15 protein-coding genes are annotated in these 14,830 nt (G+C 71.0%); 8 read left to right on the forward strand and 7 right to left on the reverse strand.

The window, feature by feature from the left end; translation table 11 throughout:
- The first annotated feature begins 26 nt into the window (after positions 1-26).
- The 3 genes from ABD256_RS08165 to ABD256_RS08175 all read left to right on the forward strand — a co-directional run bounded on the left by ABD256_RS08165 (position 27) and on the right by ABD256_RS08175 (position 3,259).
- Positions 27-434, forward strand: a complete 408-nt coding sequence (locus ABD256_RS08165) for a RidA family protein (RefSeq protein WP_344415227.1) — start codon at positions 27-29, stop codon at positions 432-434.
- Between the two features lie 131 nt (positions 435-565).
- The gene (locus ABD256_RS08170) at positions 566-2,020 is read left to right on the forward strand and encodes an amidase (protein WP_344415229.1); all 1,455 of its coding nucleotides are present in this window, start codon (positions 566-568) and stop codon (positions 2,018-2,020) included.
- A gap of 114 nt (positions 2,021-2,134) precedes the next feature.
- Positions 2,135-3,259 (forward strand): FAD-dependent oxidoreductase, encoded by a 1,125-nt coding sequence (locus ABD256_RS08175; RefSeq protein WP_344415231.1) that lies wholly within the window; start codon positions 2,135-2,137, stop codon positions 3,257-3,259.
- Between the two features lie 91 nt (positions 3,260-3,350).
- Here the strand turns inward: ABD256_RS08175 and ABD256_RS08180 are convergent, their stop codons facing one another.
- Complete coding sequence (locus tag ABD256_RS08180) at positions 3,351-4,190, reverse strand: LLM class F420-dependent oxidoreductase (protein WP_344415233.1); 840 nt, start codon at positions 4,188-4,190, stop codon at positions 3,351-3,353.
- Between the two features lie 418 nt (positions 4,191-4,608).
- On the opposite strand from ABD256_RS08180, the gene ABD256_RS08185 reads away from it, so the two are divergent.
- Together ABD256_RS08185 and ABD256_RS08190 are read left to right on the forward strand one after the other, a co-directional pair.
- Positions 4,609-5,307, forward strand: coding sequence for a S1 family peptidase (locus tag ABD256_RS08185; RefSeq protein ID WP_344415235.1), 699 nt, complete (start codon positions 4,609-4,611; stop codon positions 5,305-5,307).
- 95 nt (positions 5,308-5,402) lie between these two features.
- Complete coding sequence (locus ABD256_RS08190) at positions 5,403-6,803, forward strand: AAA family ATPase (RefSeq protein ID WP_344415238.1); 1,401 nt, start codon at positions 5,403-5,405, stop codon at positions 6,801-6,803.
- 12 nt (positions 6,804-6,815) lie between these two features.
- Here the strand turns inward: ABD256_RS08190 and ABD256_RS08195 are convergent, their stop codons facing one another.
- Positions 6,816-8,852 carry an AAA family ATPase gene (locus ABD256_RS08195; protein ID WP_344415241.1) on the reverse strand — a complete coding sequence of 679 codons (2,037 nt, stop codon included), beginning with the start codon at positions 8,850-8,852 and terminating at the stop codon, positions 6,816-6,818.
- A 345-nt stretch (positions 8,853-9,197) separates the two neighbouring features.
- On the opposite strand from ABD256_RS08195, the gene ABD256_RS08200 reads away from it, so the two are divergent.
- Positions 9,198-10,397 carry a cytochrome P450 gene (locus ABD256_RS08200; RefSeq protein ID WP_344415243.1) on the forward strand — a complete coding sequence of 400 codons (1,200 nt, stop codon included), beginning with the start codon at positions 9,198-9,200 and terminating at the stop codon, positions 10,395-10,397.
- Between the two features lie 149 nt (positions 10,398-10,546).
- Positions 10,547-10,693, forward strand: a complete 147-nt coding sequence (locus tag ABD256_RS08205) for a PLDc N-terminal domain-containing protein (RefSeq protein WP_344415247.1) — start codon at positions 10,547-10,549, stop codon at positions 10,691-10,693.
- A 5-nt stretch (positions 10,694-10,698) separates the two neighbouring features.
- Here ABD256_RS08205 and ABD256_RS08210 read toward each other — a convergent pair whose 3' ends face one another.
- A complete protein-coding gene (locus tag ABD256_RS08210; protein WP_344415250.1) occupies positions 10,699-11,553 on the reverse strand; it encodes a class I SAM-dependent methyltransferase in 855 nt (284 codons plus the stop codon).
- A 102-nt stretch (positions 11,554-11,655) separates the two neighbouring features.
- A complete protein-coding gene (locus ABD256_RS08215; protein WP_344415252.1) occupies positions 11,656-12,588 on the reverse strand; it encodes a zinc-dependent alcohol dehydrogenase in 933 nt (310 codons plus the stop codon).
- Positions 12,589-12,673: 85 nt separating this feature from the next.
- On the opposite strand from ABD256_RS08215, the gene ABD256_RS08220 reads away from it, so the two are divergent.
- Positions 12,674-13,417 (forward strand): TetR/AcrR family transcriptional regulator C-terminal domain-containing protein, encoded by a 744-nt coding sequence (locus ABD256_RS08220; RefSeq protein ID WP_344415254.1) that lies wholly within the window; start codon positions 12,674-12,676, stop codon positions 13,415-13,417.
- A 114-nt stretch (positions 13,418-13,531) separates the two neighbouring features.
- On the opposite strand, the gene ABD256_RS08225 is transcribed toward ABD256_RS08220, so the two are convergent.
- From ABD256_RS08225 to ABD256_RS08235, 3 genes are read right to left on the reverse strand one after another with little or no spacing between them, the layout of a single operon-like run.
- Positions 13,532-13,993 (reverse strand): VOC family protein, encoded by a 462-nt coding sequence (locus ABD256_RS08225; RefSeq protein WP_344415256.1) that lies wholly within the window; start codon positions 13,991-13,993, stop codon positions 13,532-13,534.
- A complete protein-coding gene (locus ABD256_RS08230) occupies positions 13,990-14,484 on the reverse strand; it encodes an SRPBCC family protein (RefSeq protein ID WP_344415259.1) in 495 nt (164 codons plus the stop codon). The genes ABD256_RS08225 and ABD256_RS08230 overlap by 4 nt, the downstream gene beginning before the upstream one ends.
- Positions 14,481-14,816: an ArsR/SmtB family transcription factor gene (locus ABD256_RS08235; RefSeq protein WP_344415261.1), complete on the reverse strand. Its 336-nt coding sequence runs from the start codon at positions 14,814-14,816 to the stop codon at positions 14,481-14,483. Before ABD256_RS08235 ends, ABD256_RS08230 begins: the two co-directional genes overlap by 4 nt.
- Positions 14,817-14,830 lie beyond the last annotated feature (14 nt).

The following is a 14,830-nucleotide window of genomic DNA, read 5'->3' on the forward strand; positions in this document are numbered from 1 at the left end:
GGTATACCTGACCCGAGGAGACTTCGATGAGCGTCCAGCGTTTCACCCCCGGTGGCATGATGCGGCCCACCCCGTACCACCACGTCGCCGTCGGCACCGGCACGCGCCACGTGCACGTCAGCGGTCAGATCGCGCGCCAAGCCGACGGGACGCAGGTCGCGAGCGATCTCGCCGGACAGGTCGCGCACGCGCTGCGCAACACCGCGACCGGCCTCACCGGCGCGGGTGCCACGTTCGACGACGTGGTGCGGCTGACCTTCTACGTCACCCGGTGGACACCGGAGAAGATCCGCGAATTCATGGCGGGGGTGGACGAGGTGGCCACGGAGATCGGGCTGCCGCAGCCCATGCCGCCCGCGTCGCTGATCGGGGTCGAGCACCTCTTCGAGCCCGGCGTACTCGTCGAAGTCGAGGCGACGGCGATCACGGGCTGACCGATCCCGGCGGGGACTTCTGGGCATCATCCGATGGACGAAGTGCTCCGATACCAACGGATTCACCGGCGATCGCGATTCGTGCGACCACTGTGGACACGTGGCACCCGGCACGGAGGAGGACATACCGGATGAACGAGGTCCCAGTGGACACCAGCGAACTCGCCTGGCTGGACGCCACGGCACAGGCGGATCTCGTCCGCCGGGGCGTGGTGACGCCACTGGAGCTGCTCGAAGCGGCGATCGCCCGGATCGAGGACCTCGACGGGGAGATCAACGCGGTGGTCCGCGGGCGGTTCGAGCAGGCGCGCCGCGAGGCGGCGACCGTCGAGGGCGGACCGTTCCGCGGGGTGCCGATGCTGCTGAAGGACTTCCTGTGCCACACCGCGGGTGAGCCGGTGCACGGCGGCATGGCCGTGCTCCGCGACCGCGACTGGCGGGCCGCCGAGGACTCGTACCTGGCCGCGCGGCTGCGTGCCGCGGGATTCCTGTTCTGCGGCAGGACGAACGTGCCGGAGCTGGCGCTGAGCATCACGACCGAGCCACTGGCCTACGGGGCGACCAGGAACCCGTGGGACCAGAGCCGGTCGCCCGGTGGTTCGAGCGGCGGATCAGCGGCGGCGGTGGCCGCGGGAATGGTGCCGGTGGCCCACGGCAACGACATGGCGGGCTCGATCCGGATCCCGGCGGGCGCGTGCGGCGTGGTCGGGCTGAAGCCGACGCGCGGGCGGACGAGCCTCGGCCCGCAGTACGGCGACCACTGGGCCCAGTTCACCCACGAGCACGTCCTGACCCGCTCGGTACGGGACACCGCGGCCGTGCTCGACGTCACCGCCGGGGCCGCGCCCGGTGACCCGCACACCGCGCCGCCTCCCCGCCGTCCCTACCGCGAGGAGGTCGGCGCGGATCCCGGCGCCCTGCGCATCGGTTTCCGCACCACCGCACCGAGTTCCGGGGAAGCCGCCCACCCGGACTGCGTCGCCGCGGTCGAGCACACCGCGCGCCTGCTCGCTTCGCTCGGCCACCAGGTCGGCCCAGCCGATGCCACCGCGCTCGACGCGCCCGAACTGCTGGAAAGCCTGCCGCCGGTGCTCGCCGCCGTGGTCACCTGGGAACTCGATTCCTGGTCGAAGCGCCTCGGCGAGCAACTGCCCTCGTCGGTTCTGGAACCGGCGAACGCGATGCTGGCCGAGGCGGGGCGCTCGGTCACCGCCGTCCAATGGCTGGCCGGGATCGCCGCGGCGCAGCGGTGGGCTCGCGAAATGGCCGGGCTGTGGGAGGACGAACTGGACCTCCTGCTGACCCCGACCTCGCCCGCACCGCCGACCAAGCTCGGCGAACTGGCGCCGGAGGCCAAAGCACCGGAAGAACTGGCCGCCGAGGTTTCGAACAGGACCGCCTTCACCATGCCGTTCAACATCACCGGCCAGCCCGCGATCTCCCTGCCGATGCACTGGAACGCCGAGGGCGTGCCGATCGGCGTCCAGCTCGTCGCCGCCCAGAACCGGGAAGACGTGCTGATCCGCGTCGCCGCCCAGCTCGAAAGCGCCGCCCCGTGGGCCGGATACCGGCCGCCCCTCCCCTGATCACCGCCAAGTAGGTTCCAGCCCTCGTCCCCCTACCCGCCCCACGACTTGACACGAACTTAGTTCGTCGCGTAGAACTTTGATCGTTCAATAGGTCAGTTCAGGAGGCGCGTGATGCGAGTTTCCGTTGCCGGAGCCGGTCTGGGCGGCCTGTGCCTGGCGCAGGGCCTGCGCGGCGCCGGGATCGAAGCCGACGTGTACGAGCGGGACCCGGCGATCACCGCGCGGTTCCAGGGCTACCGGCTCGTGCTGAACCCGGCGGGCTTCGAGGCACTGCGCGGCTGCCTGCCGCCGCGCTGGCACCCGCTGCTGGACGCGATCGTCGGTGACGCCTACGGCGAGCGGCTGATCCTGGACCCGCGGCTGAACCGGATCGGCGAACTCGGCCGAGGCAGGACCGGGATCGTGGTCGACCGGCACGTGCTCCGCCACCTGCTGCTGACCGGGCTCACCGTGCACACCGGGGCCGCGCTGACCGGCTACTACGTGACGGCCGAAGGCAAGGTCGAGACCCGGTTCGCGCACGGCGGCCCGGCCACCGCGGACCTGCTCGTCGGCGCGGACGGTGTCGCCTCCGCAGTCCGTTCGGTGCTGTCGCCGCGGACCACCCCGACCGACACCGGCGTCCGGTTCGTCATCGGCCGCACGCCGCTGACGGAGCGCTTCGCGGGACTGTCAAAGGCTTTCGGTTCGAAGATCGCCGGAGACGGGGTGAGCCTGCTGCTCGGCGCGATGCGCTTCCGCACCCCGCCGAAGGAAGCGGCCGAGGAACTGGCGCCCGAGGTGGCCCTCCCCGACGTCCGCGACTACGTGCGCTGGGCCATGATCCTGCCGCCGGACGGCTCGCTCGGCACTTCGACCCCGCAGGAGGCCGCACTGTCCAGGATGGACGGCTGGCACCCCGACCTGCGCGCGCTCATCGAGCAGTCCGATCCGGACAACAGCACCCTGCTGTCCATCCGCGTGGTCGAACCCCGCGAGCACTGGGCACCAGGTCCGGTCACGCTGCTCGGCGACGCGATCCACGCCACCTCCCCGACCGGCGGCAATGGCGCGAACACCGCCCTGCGCGATGCCGACCTGCTGCGCCGCTGCCTGATCGAGGCGGCGGAGGGCCGCCAGAACCTTCTCGACGCGGTCGGCGACTACGAGCGGCAGATGCTCGCTTACGGCGCCGAGGCCGTGCGCCACAGCCTCGACGCGCTCCCCGCCTTCGTCCCGGCACCGGAAACGGCCTGATTCAGGACATCCGGGCTTTCCATCCAAAGTGGACAATCGACCTTGATGAGCGCCGCACCGAGGTGCGGCGCTTTTCAGCGTGCCAAGGGCTTCAGCGCAGCGGTTCGAGCGCCTTCGCCAGTGGTTCCAGCACGGACGGGGTGTGCGGGGGCGGCAGGTAGACGATCGCCAGGTCGAGACCCGCTTCGCCGAGCGCTTCCACGTCGGCGGCGACCTTGGCGTAGTCGGCGTCCGGGTCGAGGCGGACGTGCGAGGACAGCGTGATCTCGCTCGGGTCGCGGCCGATGTCCTCGCAGTGGCGGTGCAGCACGGCGCGCTTGTGCGCGAACTCCTCCGGCGTGCCACCGACGAAGTTCCAGTGCTGGGCGTACTTCGCGGTGGTGCGCAGGGTGCGCTTCTCGCCGCTGCCGCCGATGCAGATGGGCGGGTGCGGCTTCTGCACGCCCTTCGGCTCGCAGCGGGCGTCGGTAAGCTGGTAGTGCTCGCCCTGGAAGGTCGTGGTCTCCTGGGTGAGCAGGCCGACGAGGACGGCGCAGCCCTCCTCGAACCGGTCGCTGCGCTCCTTGACCGGGCCGAGCCGCATACCGTACGCGCCGGACTCCTCCTCGTTCCAGCCCGCGCCGATGCCGATCTCGAGCCTGCCGCCGGAGACGATGTCGAGCGTGCTGGCCATGTTCGCCAGCAGCGCGGGGTGGCGGTAGTGGATACCGCTGACCAGGGTGCCCAGCCGCAGCCGCTTGGTCGCCTGCGCGAGCGCGGTGAGCGTGACCCAGCCTTCGAGGCACGGCCCGGTCGAATCGGAGAAAATGGGGTAGAAGTGGTCGAAGGTCCAGCCCGATTCGAAGAGGTCGATCTCGTCGGCGGCCTGCCACACGGCGAGCATGTCCTCCCAGACCGTGTTCTGGGGCGAGGTCTTGATGGCGAATCGCATGATCCTGATCGTAAACCTGGAGTTCCTCCAGATCGGATCCGTGAGTTCGGCCGGGGCTGTCCATCCCCCGAAGGTGACCTTCCGGGCGTGAGCGCGTCGATTCCGGTGCGATGGGTGGCGGATGCGCGGGGCGGCCGGGAGGGGCTTGTTCCCTGAAGGACGCCTTCAGGGAATCCGACGCCCCAATCTCGGCCTTCACGCCGCGCGGCATGGTGAAGCTGATGCCCCGAAGGTCGCCTTCACGCGTCAGATTCCCCCAAGGCTCCCTTCGGGGAATGCGCGACGAACCTCCCCTTGACCTCCGCAGGAGCATCCTTCAGGGCAAGCGGGCGGAGCACCGGAATGCGCGATTCGGCCGATGGGCAACGGTATCCGGCCTGGTTACCATCGAGGCACTCCCCCGCCATCGGAGGCTCCCATGCGACCGCCCCGATCTCGTTTCCTGCTCGGCGTTTTCCTGGCCCTTTGCCTCGCGGTGCCGTCCACGGCCCACGCGGGCGCCCCTGCCCCGCTCGGCGGCGGCAGCCCGCTGGAATCGAGCGCTCCGTCCCGGTGCACCGCCGGATTCGCCGCCGTCGCGGGGGCCAGCGGCTCCCTGATCGCCACCGGCGCCTGCGGCAAGCCGGGCGACACCATCCGCAGCGGCGGACGGCTGGTCGGCGTGGTTTCCGCGGCGCAGTTCCCGCCGAACGGCGCGATCGTCATCAGGGTGACCAACACGACCGACTGGCGGCTGGTGGGGTCGATCCCGCCTGCCGACAGCAAGGTGACGATCACCGGGTCGGCCGAGGCCCCGATCGGCGCCCCGGTGTGCAAGTACGGCGTGACCACCGGCTGGCGGTGCGGGGTGATCCAGGCGAAGAACCAGACCATCAACTTCCCCGACGGCACCATGACCGGCCTGACCAGAACGAACGTCTGCGCGGAACCCGGCGACGGCGGCGGGCCCTTCGTCAGCGGTACGCAGGCGCAGGGCGTGCTGATCGGCGGCACCGGGAACTGCGCCGGCGGCGGCACTTCCTACTTCCTGCCGGTCAACCCGGTGCTCTCGGCCTACGGCCTGACCATCCTCACCGGGCCGCGAAAGGACGGACCGCAACCACACCAACCACAATAGACAGTCCTCAGTGGAACGAACTCGGGGTCGATTTCCGGGTAGCACTCGGGGAAGACCCGGATGAAATCACGGCCGCGCCGGCGAACTATGACGTGGTGACGGATTTGGAAACGAACGAAGCCCGCGCACTGGCCGAATCACTGCGAAAGCTGTTCGAACTGACAACGACTTCGCTGCGCAGACCGTCCGCGCTGGCGGACCGGATCAGCACCCACCTCGGTTGCCCGATGAACGAAGTTCCCAACGTGATAGCGGTCTTCCCCGGCTGGGAGCACGCGAACCTGCAATGCGGTCTCGACGCCTACCTCGCCGAGCGGTCACCTGATGCCGAATGGTTCGGCATCGACGGCGACGGCAGAACGTACCGCGACCTCAAGGACATGCTGACCAACGCCGTCACGCGGGGTGCCTACGACCTCGGCGCGGTGGACTACGTCAGCGTGGCCGTGGGCCCGGACGAGACCATCGACGCGGTGCACCTCGGCATGGTGAACACCTTCGCCCCGGACGGGCGGCCGGTGACGGTGGCGCTGGTGGGGCCACCGGACCACAGCGTCGACCAGCCGTGCAAACTGCACGTGCTCGCCGCGGAGAGATCGGCGGCCACCGCGGTCCGCGGGGAGATCGAGCGGCTGACCGATCTGCACAACGCGTTCCGGGGGCAGGTGATCTCCTTCGGGATCAGCGAACACCGCGGCAACCACCTGCTGTCGTTCCTCCCCCGCCCCGAAGTCGAACCTGCCGACGTGGTGCTTCCCGACGGGCTGCTCGACAGCGTGGAACGGCACGTCGTCCGCTCGGCGGAGTCGAGGAGACTGCTCGCCGACCACGGCCAGCACCTCAAACGCGGACTCCTGCTGCACGGTCCGCCGGGGACGGGCAAGACGCACACCGTGCGGTACCTGCTCGGCAGGCTCGGCGATCGCACGGTCATCGTGATCTCCGGTGTCGCCGTGCTGAAGCTGCTCCGGGTGGCCACCACGCTGGCCAGGAGGCTGCAACCCGCGGTCGTCGTGGTCGAGGACGTGGACCTGGTGGCCGAGGACCGCGCGGCGAACTCGTGCGGCACCCCGGTGCTGTTCGAACTGCTCAACGAGATGGACGGGGTCGACTCGGAAGCCGACGTGACCTTCGTGCTCACCACCAACCGGGTCGCGGTGATGGAGAAGGCGCTCACCGAACGGCCCGGCCGGGTCGACCTCGCGGTGGAAGTGCCGTTACCGGACGAGCGGTGCCGTGAGCGGCTGCTGCGCCTCTACGCGAAGAACACCGATCTCGACCTGCCGGACGCGGGAGCGATCGTCGCCGCGACCGAAGGGGTCACCGCGTCGTTCATGCGGGAGCTGGTGCGCCGCGCGATCCTGCGCGGCGCCGGCGAGCACGTCGAGGGACAGCGCGTGCGGCTCGACGAGGCGGTGCTGACCGAAGCGCTCGACGAGCTGATGGACGAGCGCGGCGCGCTGACCCGCGGCATCCTCGGCGGCCGGGCGCGCTGATCCCGGTTCCTCTCACCCGCCTCCGGCACTGCGGCGGTTCCAGAGGATGTCGCAGACCTGGTGCAGTCCCAGCCGCAGGTAGCGGCGGTAGGTGCCGAACGGGATGCCGAGGCGCGCCGCCGCCCCTTCCTGGGTGGTGGCGCGCTCGAGGTAGGTGGTCTGCACCGCGCGCTGGTGCTTGATCCGGCGCGCGTCCTCGCTGAGGGCGTCGACCGCGGCGAGCACGGCTTCGCGCAGCGCGGCGGCGTCGCCGTGGACGCGGACCAACGGGTTCGCGTCCACGGCGTCGTCATCGTGCCAATCGCCAAGCACCTGCTTGACCGCCTCCGCGAAGTCCTCTTTGGACATCGACGACCGGGTGGATTCGTCGGTGACAGCCCGGAAATCGGGGTCGAAAACGGGCAAGGGCCGCTCCCGGTAGGCCGACTGCGGCATCGCGCGCCAGTCGTGCACGAACACGCCCCAGTCCCCTTCCCCGAGTTCCGGCACCGAGCGGAACAACCGGTAGTCGAAGCTCGCGAGCTTGGGGACCATGGCATCGGCGCCGGACATCACGTGGAAGGTGACGACGAGCCCGGCGCGCTGCATGATCTCGGCGGATATCCGCTCCACGCGCAGTTTGGTCCCCGTCGTCGGCCGATCGGGGACGGGCGCCGGCACCATGAACCGGGCGATCCCGACGTTGTCCCCCGGTTGCGTCCCGCCGGTGCCTTCGAGGTACTCCCCGACGGCAGCGACCGCGGGATCGCCGGTCAGCTCGTCGGTCTCCGGGTACAGGCGCAACCAGGCGAAGAACGCCACCGGCTCCATGTCCCTGGCGCGGCAGTACACGGAGAACGCCTCCGGCTGGCGATCCAGCCAGTAGGCGACGAGCCGTGCGCACTCGTCGCCCTGGTCCTCGCGCGCCAGCCGCAGCACGTCGTCGCGCGCCTCCGGCGCGTACTCGCGCTCGAACAGCTCCTCGGTGTCCAGCGCGTCGGAGCTGTCCTTGCGGCCCTGTTCTCCGTACCTGTTCAGGTAGTTGAGCTCCAGGATCGCCGCCGCCGGGTTCCCGGAGGTGGCCTGTGCGCGCTCGCCGAGGTGGCGCCACAGGCGCAGGTGCAGTTCGTCGTAGGCGGCGGGGTCGCGCCACTGGAACGACGCGTCGAGCACGTCGCGCACCAGTTCGTGGGCGACCAGCCCGTGCTCGCCCCGCTCCAGGTACGGCAACCCGCGGAGCCATTCGAACACCACGACGGCCTCGTGTTCGGCCAGCCCGGTGCGCAACAGGTCCATCGTGACGTGGCGCACGCGACCGCACACGCGCAGGCCGTACTCGTGCGAGGCCGAGGGCACCCGGTCGATCAGGCGGGCCAGCAAGGTCTGGATGACATCGGGGCCGGGTTCCCAGGCGGGGTCGTCGAACGGGGTGCCCTTCGCCGCGGTCTCGGCCGCAAGGCACAGCGCCAGTGGATGCCCGCCCGCGAAACCGTTCACGGCGGTGTGCAGGGCGCTGGGCACCCCGCGCTCGCCGAGCAGCGCGGTGGCTTCCTCCTGCGCGAGCGGCTCCAGCGCGATCGCGCGCACGAGATGGCGCCAGCCGGGGTCCAGCGTCCAGTGCGGCTGCGGACGTTGCCGCGCGGCCACGACCACGACCGTGTCCTCGGGCACCGTCATCAGGAAGTCTTCGCGCAACCAGGTTTCGAGCACCTGGCAGTGCTCGAACCCGTCGACGAGCAGCACCGGCCGGCTCACCTCGTAGACCGCCCCTGCCCGTTCCGCGAAGGCGGCGGTGGACGCCATGACGTACTCGCCGTCCACCCGGACCACGCTGCGCCCGGCCGCTTCGGCGTCGTCGGCCAGCCGCCGCAGCAACGCCGACTTCCCGATCCCGCCCGGACCGTGGATCAGCAGCACCCTGGCGGCGTCCGGCTCGCCCCGCAGGGCCGCCGCGAACGCGCGCCGGTGTTCGGCCCGCCCGACGAAGCCCTCGTCGCGGAAATCCCTGATCCGATCGGCCATCGAGCGCCGGGCAGGAGCCGCCGGCAGCCTGCGAACCACGTCGTTCACACCTTCGTCCTCCCGCGCGATCTTCACCAGTGCTACAGGCTAGGCCAGCGAGCCGCGCGCAGGCTCCGCACGGGTGACACCACCGAAGGGATTCGCTCAGCCGGTCGCCACGCAGTCCTTCGATGCCGTCCCGCCGGCAGACACCGTCACCACCACCTGGACCCGCCGCGGGTGAACGCGCACGCCGATTCCGCTGCGCCAGCGCGCGAGCTGCCAGTTTGGTCCTATGTGGACAAAGTCGCGGCCGGAGGGCGATCTCGTGGTTCGGCCGTCGTTGTTGACCAACTCCCCCCACCGTGGGTTAGCTGGACGTGGCCGCGTCTTCCGACACTGGAGGTCAGTTCCGTGGAGTCCGACGTCTTCGACTACCCGTTCCGCCAGCCCGGCGCGCTGGAACCACCGGACGAATGGGCTCGGCTGCGGCAAGAGTGCCCGGTGGCGCGCATCAAGCTGGAAACCGGCGACGAGGCCGTGCTGCTCACCCGCCACGAAGACGTCAAGAGCGTGCTGGCCGATCCCCGGTTCAGCCGCCAGATGGACGCCGACGACGCCGCGCGCCTCACCGCGGACGAGTCGGGCGGGCCGTTCGGCGGGGAGAACACGGTCGCGACCGGGGACGCGCACCTGCGGTGGCGGCGCATCGTCGGCCGGTACTTCACCGCGAAGCGCATGGCCGACCTGCGTCCCAGGATCGCCGAGGCGACCGAGCGGTTCGTCGGCGACATGGTGCGCCATGGCGCGCCGGCGGATCTCGGCGCCGCGGTCGGTTTTCCGTTGCCGGTGTGGGTGATCTGCCAGCTGCTCGCCGTCCCCGACGCCGACCGGGACCGGTTCGCCTACTGGTCGGACACCCTGCTGAACCTCAACCGCTACGAGCAGAGCGAGATCGACGCCGCCCAGGCGGGATTCGTGGCCTACCTGCGCGACCACATCGCCGACCGGCGCGCCAACCCCGGCGACGACCTGATCAGCGAACTGGTGGCGGTGCACGACGCCGACGACGGCAGGCTGTCGGAGGGCGAGCTGCTGATGACCGCACAGGGCCTGCTGATCGCCGGGCACGAGACCACGTCGAGCATGATCAGCAAGATGGCGGCGATCCTGCTGTCCGACCGGCGCCGCTGGGAACGCCTGCTGGCCGAACCGGCGCTGGTCCGCACCGCCGTCGAAGAACTCCTGCGCTTCGACACCAACGCCGGGTTCGGCGTGCCGCGGTACCTCAGCTCCGACGTCACCGTGTCCGCGGGCACGATCGCCGCGGGCACGACGGTCATCTGCCAGCTCGGCGCCGCCAACCGCGACCCCGACGCGATCGACCGGGCGGACGAGCTGGACGTGACGCGCGCGCCCAACGGGCACCTCACCTTCGGCGCCGGACCGCACTCCTGCATCGGGCAGGCGCTGGCCCGCACCGAACTGCAGACGGTGCTCGAAGTGCTCCTGCGCACGCTCCCGACGCTGGAACTGGCCGTCCCGCCGGAGCAGCTCCGGCCGACGGAGGGCCTGATCGTGGGCGGCCTGCACGAGCTGCCCGTGCGGTGGTGATCCATCGGCGCGTCCGATTGTCCCGAAAGCGTGAAAGTGGCGGTGCGCGGCGGGGAAACCCGCCTTGCCTCGCGACCGTGGCCGCCGCTTGCCCGCAGGGTGCCGCCGACCGGACAGCCGCAGCCACGAGGGATCGCCACACCCCATGCGTGTTCTTCGTCATCGCGCTGGTCAGCATCCTGCGCACCGAGATCGGGTGCGGGGTGAAGATCCGGTGGCTGCCCGCGGTGTTCTGCCTGCCGTTCCCCGGCGGCCTGCGGTGGTTCGCCATGGGCCGCCCCGCGGATCGGCGGTAGCGCGCTCAGGCGCGGCGCGCGGCCAGTGCGACGCGTTCGGTGCGCACGGCGAGGTCGTCCCGGCGCAGGATGCTGTGCGGGCCGCCGGTGTCGAGCAGCCGGTCCAGCGCGGTGAGGTCGTCGGCGGGCAGTGCGTCCGCGACGGCGCCGCGGATGCGCCGCAGGCTGGCGAGCGCGTACCGGCCGATCGCTTCCGAGCGGGAGTGCTCGATGTCGACGCCGATCGTGCGCTCGCCTTCGACGGTGAATCCCGCGGCGGTCAGCCAGGGGCCCCAGTCCGCGCCGCGGTGGGGAACCTGCGCGGCGTGGCGGTGCTCGATCACGGCGTGGCAGCGCTCCTCCAGGCCGGGCCGCTCCGCCGGGGCGTCGGCGGGCAGGAACCGGGGAAAGCCGGCGAGTTCGACGAGCGCGAACAGGCCGCCGGGGGTGAGGATGCCGCGGATCTGGCGCAGCGCGCGGGCGGGATCGGCCATGTGGTGCAGGGAAGCCGACGCCCAGACCAGGTCGGGCTCGCCGAGATCCGGCCACACCGCGTCGAGATCGGCTTGGACGACATGCACCCGATCGGTCACCCCGGACTCGCAAGCCTTGTCCCGCAAGCGGTTCAGGTGATCGACCGAGGAGTCGACGGCGGTCACGCGCGCTTCGGGGAAGCGGGTGAGCAAGGCGAAGGTACCGGCACCGGTCCCGCAGCCCAGATCCACGATCCGGCGAGGATTCCCGTCGACCGGCAGCCAGCCGGTGATGGCCGCGATGTGCTCCGAGAGCACTTCCGCGTCGAGGTCGAGGAGTTCGGCTTGGCTGTCGTCGTCGCGCCGGGTTTCGTGGTGCGGACCGTGGTCATGGGCTGTGTGGGGCATGACCTCACGGTAGGTCGGCCATGCCCCACGTGCACGAAGCTTTGCCAATACGGCAAAAAGGTCGGCGTCCTGGCTGCCGGGCGCGCAAGGGTGTCCGTGCTGTCAGGGGTGCAGAACGACCTTGATGGCGCCGGAAGCGCGGTCACCGGCCACCCGGAAGGCCTCCGCGGCGTCGTCGAGCGGGAAGCGGTGCGTGATCACCGTGCGCGCGATCTCGGGGTTGCCCGCGAGCATCGCCGCGGCCTGTTCGAAGTCGCGGCTGCCGTCGTGGCGGCTGTAGGCGATGGAGTTGAGGTAGGTGAGTTCCTTGACCAGGCTGGTGATCCCCGGGATCGGCACGGCCTGCTGGTACAGGCCCAGTAGCACGACGCGACCGCCGACGCGGGCCAGTTCGGCGCACCTGGCCAGGCCCTCCTCGCTGCCCGCGGCGTCGATCACGACGTCGTAACCGCCTTCCGCCGCCCCGGCCCCGAGGCGTTCCGCCGCGATCCGCTGGTGCTCGTGGCGCACCACGACATCGACGTCGAAGCCCCGGTGCCTGGCCGAGGCCGCGGCCAGCAGCCCGATGCTGCCGCCGCCGACGACCGCCACCCGCTCCCCCGGCTCCAGTGCCGCGCGGCGCACACCGTGCCAGGCCACCGACGCCGGTTCCACGAGGCAGGCGTCGCGCACGTCCAGACCGGACGGGAGCGGGACGAGCATGGTCTCGGCGACGGTGACGGCATCGCACATTCCACCGTCCCGGAATATCCCGAGCGTTCCGTGCTCCGGCGCGCCGCACCGCTGGACGTGCCCGGCGCGGCACTGGTCGCACTGTCCGCAGTAGACGGTGGGTTCGACGGCGTAGCACTCGCCGTCGGCCGTCGTGCCGGCGAACTCGTGACCGTAGGTGTAGCCCTGGACGCCGCCTGCCGCGAAGCCCACGTCGGTCCCGCAGACGCCCGCCGAGGCGACGGTGAGGCGAACACCAGCCGTTTCCGGTTCCTCGGTCTCGGTCACGCTGATGCCCGAATCGGTGTTTCGTACGGCGCGCACTGTGGTTCCTCTCCGCCTGTCGTTATGCGAACGCCGTTAGCTTAGACTAAGCGAAGGATGTTCGCCCAGCGGCTATCCTTGCGCGGTGCGCGATCCGATGGCGGCAGAGACAGCTGGACCGAAACCGGGCACGGCGGCCTGGTGGCTGGCCAGGGAGGACGAACCCGCCCGGCAGCGGCGACGCAGGTCACTGACCCTGGAAGCCATCCTCGACGCGTCCATGACCCTGCTCGACACCGGCGGAGCGGCCGCGCTGACGATGCGCAACCTCGCCGAGGCGCTCGGCTGCACGCAGGCGTCGCTCTACCGCCACGTGCGCAACCGGGAGGAACTGGTCACCCTGCTCGTCGACCGGGCCCTCGACGTGGCGAGTTCGGCTCCGCCCGAAGACGCGGACTGGGCCGGGAAGGCGGCGTGGTCCGCGCGGTTGTTCCGCGAGCACCTGCTCCGGCACCCCGGCGTCGCCTCGCTGCTTCGCGGGACCGAGCGGCTCGGCCCCAACTCACTGGCCGGGGTGCAGTACTCGCTCGAACTGTTCATCGGCGCCGGCCTCGGTCCCCGGCTCGCGTCGGCGGCCTCGTCGGCACTGGCCACTTTCGTGATCGGCTCGGTGCACTTCAACCTCGGCCTGGACGTGTCGGATTCCGAGGAGAGCCGTCACCGGCGCCTGCTGTACCGCTCGCGAGACGCGTCGGCTCTTCCCCTGCTCGTCGAGCACGCCGACGTCCTCTCGGAAGTCGGTAGCGACGACGTGTTCGAAGCCGGCCTCACCGCGCTGCTGACCGGATTCCGGGTCCTGATCGAGCGCGAGGGCGGCACACGCGACTGACCACCCCGCCGCGCGGCGCGGAGGTCATCGCGCGCCCGGGCGACCCGGGTGGTGCCGGCCACGCAGCCGCAGACCCGCGCCGCGTCCACAGTGGACGTGCGGTGGCCGCCGGGGTCACCGCCACGGCATGTGCTGCAGGCACCAGGTGTTGCCGTCGGGATCGGCGAAGTGCGCGTAGAAAACGCCGCCGGAGTCTTCGACCTCGCCGACTTCGACGCCGCGGCCGACGAGTTCGGCGCGGGACGCCTCGATGTCGGCCACCACCAGGTGCAGGCCGCGCAGCGTGCCAGGGGGCATGTCGAGGGTGGCGAGGCCCTCGGCGAGGGTGATCGAGCACGCCGAGCCGGGCGGGGTGAGCTGGACGATGCGGATCCCGGGTTTCGGGTTCACGTCGACGTCGAGGCGGAACCCGAGCTGGTTCTGGTAGAAGGCCTTGGCCCGTTCGACATCGGTGACCGGAACCGGCACGAGTTCCAGCAGCAGCGTGCCGGGCGGCACGGGCGGATTTCCGGGATCCTGGGGGATTTCCGCGGGATCGGCGGGGATTTCGGTGACGGGGGCCGGGGTGTCGGTCATGGTTGCTGCCTTTCGTGGAGGAGGGTGGCGAGGCGGTCGTATCCTTCGCCCGCACCGCGTTCCATCGGGCTGCGCACGACGGCGTCGCGGATTTCGGCCGAGGAATACGTTGCGGTGACGGTCATCGCGGTCCGGCCGTCCACCTCGTCGAGCACGGTGGTGACGAGTGCCTCGCCCTCGGCCCAGTCGCGGTGGATTTCGGTCTGCACGAGCCGTACCGGCGGCTCGACCTCGTGGAACAGGCCGTGCAGTGCCATCTCGGCACCGGCGGGACCGGTGGAGACGAACCGCCATGCGCCGCCGGGGCGAAGGTCGACCTCGCAGGCGGTGAGCTGCCAGCCGCGGGCGCCGTGCCAGCGGCGGAGCAGGTCAGGTTCGGTGAGCGCGGCGAAGACCAGCGGCGCGGGCGCGGCGAAGGTGCGGGTGAGGACGAGTCCGGTGCTCCCGGACGCGACGACGCGCAGCCCGTGCCCGGCGTGCGGGGATGTCATGTTTCCCCGTTCTGGAGGTCGTTCAGCACCGCGTCGAGTCGCCGGTAGCTGGTTTCCCAGTAGTCGCGGTAACCGGCCAGCCAGTCCGTGGCCGTCCGGAGCGGCTCGGCCACCAGATGGCACGGGCGCCGTTGCGCGTCGCGCCCGCGGCTGACCAGTCCCGCCCGTTCCAGCACCCGCAGGTGCTTCGAGACGGCGGGCTGGCTCATCGCGAACGGCGCGGCCAGTTCGGTGACGGTGGCGTCACCGGTCGCGAGCCGGGCCAGGATGGCCCGCCGCGTGGGGTCGGCGAGCGCCGCGAACGTCGCGTCCAGCGTGTCAGGCGCAGTCATTCAGATAACCTCTC

It is taken from the genome of Amycolatopsis minnesotensis (assembly GCF_039529815.1).
Lineage (GTDB): Bacteria > Actinomycetota > Actinomycetes > Mycobacteriales > Pseudonocardiaceae > Amycolatopsis > Amycolatopsis minnesotensis.

Coding starts and splice junctions, on each gene's coding strand:
- ABD256_RS08165 (WP_344415227.1), top strand. CDS start 27: ATGAGCGTCCAGCGTTTCACCCCCGGTGGCATGATGCGGCCCACCCCG.
- ABD256_RS08170 (WP_344415229.1), top strand. CDS start 566: ATGAACGAGGTCCCAGTGGACACCAGCGAACTCGCCTGGCTGGACGCC.
- ABD256_RS08175 (WP_344415231.1), top strand. CDS start 2,135: ATGCGAGTTTCCGTTGCCGGAGCCGGTCTGGGCGGCCTGTGCCTGGCG.
- ABD256_RS08180 (WP_344415233.1), bottom strand. CDS start 4,190: ATGCGATTCGCCATCAAGACCTCGCCCCAGAACACGGTCTGGGAGGAC.
- ABD256_RS08185 (WP_344415235.1), top strand. CDS start 4,609: ATGCGACCGCCCCGATCTCGTTTCCTGCTCGGCGTTTTCCTGGCCCTT.
- ABD256_RS08210 (WP_344415250.1), bottom strand. CDS start 11,553: ATGCCCCACACAGCCCATGACCACGGTCCGCACCACGAAACCCGGCGC.
- ABD256_RS08225 (WP_344415256.1), bottom strand. CDS start 13,993: ATGACCGACACCCCGGCCCCCGTCACCGAAATCCCCGCCGATCCCGCG.
- ABD256_RS08230 (WP_344415259.1), bottom strand. CDS start 14,484: ATGACATCCCCGCACGCCGGGCACGGGCTGCGCGTCGTCGCGTCCGGG.
- ABD256_RS08235 (WP_344415261.1), bottom strand. CDS start 14,816: ATGACTGCGCCTGACACGCTGGACGCGACGTTCGCGGCGCTCGCCGAC.